Here is a 1,289-nt window from a genome sequence, read left to right on the forward strand (position 1 = left end):
GGCCAAGGCAGATTGTGTGGCGGGGTGGGTATCCAGCCAGGGCAGCATGTCGGGGTGCTGGCTGCCCTGGCCGGGCACGAGCAGGGCGTAGCTCATGCGGGGCAGGGCTGTGCCTGCGGGGTGAGGACGCAGACGCTGTGCACCCAGCAGGCGCAGGCCAGCAGGTCGGCCGAGCCGCCGGGCGACAGCCGCCGCGCTACAAACTGTGCGTGCAGGGCGCGGGCGTGGTCCAGCCAGTCAGGCCGCGCCGCGCCGCCTGCGGCCAGAAACTGGCGTGCGGCCTGCTGGCCAAAACGCAGGCCTTCCATGCCGCCGCGGTGCACCATGTTGGTATCGTCCAGGCAGGCCAGGGTGGCAAAAAACGCCTGGATGCGCGCCGCCCTGTCCCCCAGGCCTTGGTGGTAGGCGGCTTGCAGGGCGGGCAGGGTGACCCCGAACAGGGTGGGGAAAGCATTAGCGGCCTCGTCGCCCGCGCTGCGCAGCTGGTAACGCTGGGCGGCCCGTTGGCCGTGGGTGGTGGCGGGGCGCTGGCGGGCGCGCTCGGCGCGGCTGCGCAAGGCGGGCCCCCAGTGGGTGGCGAGGGCACTGCGCAGGTCGTTCGCTGTAGCTTCTTTGGACAGGCTCCCGGCGCTGGCGCACAACAGGCCCAGCGCAAAAATGGCCCCCCGGTGGGTGTTGATGCCGCCGGTGGCGTGCAGCATGCGGGCCTCGGCTTGCAGGCCCAAGGCTTCGAGATTGGCAAACGGCTGCTGGGCCGCACCGGCTTGGGCCATATGTGCGAAGTAGTGGCGCAGGGCGAACAGGCTGCGCACAAAGGTCTGCGCCGTCATGTCGTGGTGGCTGCCGTTGTCGCGCATGGATACGAGACCGGGCTTGGGCTCCAGCGCCAGCTCCAGGTACAGGGCGCGCACGGCAAGCGGGCCCAGGGTTTTTAGATGCTGCATACGGCTTCGGTCAGCGCCTGCAGCGTGGGCAGGTCGGCCAGTTGCAGGCTGTGGCGGGTTTTGACCAGCACGCTGCGGGTCTGGCCTTGCAGCAGGCGGGCCCATTCTCGCCAAGCCACGGCGTGGCCACCGGCAAATACCAGCTCGCCGTCGATGCGCATGGGTAAGCGTGCGGCTTCCAGCTGCGCCACCACGGCCTGGGCGGCTTCCATGTGGGGCACCGGCAGGTGCAGGTCTATGTCGGACGCGGCGTGCACATACTCCAGGCCCGTCCGGTGCTGCCAGCCGTAGGAGCCGTAGACTCGGGCACGTGTGCCCAGCAGTGCTGTCACGGCGCGGGCTGCG

2 protein-coding genes are annotated in these 1,289 nt (G+C 70.3%); both read right to left on the reverse strand.

What is annotated here, in order from left to right:
* Positions 1-92: 92 nt before the first annotated feature.
* The gene (gene mdcB, locus AC097L_RS24780) at positions 93-944 is read right to left on the reverse strand and encodes a triphosphoribosyl-dephospho-CoA synthase MdcB (protein WP_479589374.1); all 852 of its coding nucleotides are present in this window, start codon (positions 942-944) and stop codon (positions 93-95) included.
* Positions 932-1,289: phosphoribosyl-dephospho-CoA transferase MdcG domain-containing protein (locus tag AC097L_RS24785; RefSeq protein WP_479589375.1), on the reverse strand; the 358-nt coding region annotated here is incomplete at its 5' end. The genes mdcB and AC097L_RS24785, both read right to left, overlap by 13 nt.

The organism is Rhodoferax sp. RT5P35 (genome assembly GCF_056521385.1).

Excerpts from the sequence above, each read along its gene's own strand:
- mdcB (WP_479589374.1), bottom strand. The coding sequence starts at position 944 with ATGCAGCATCTAAAAACCCTGGGCCCGCTTGCCGTGCGCGCCCTGTAC.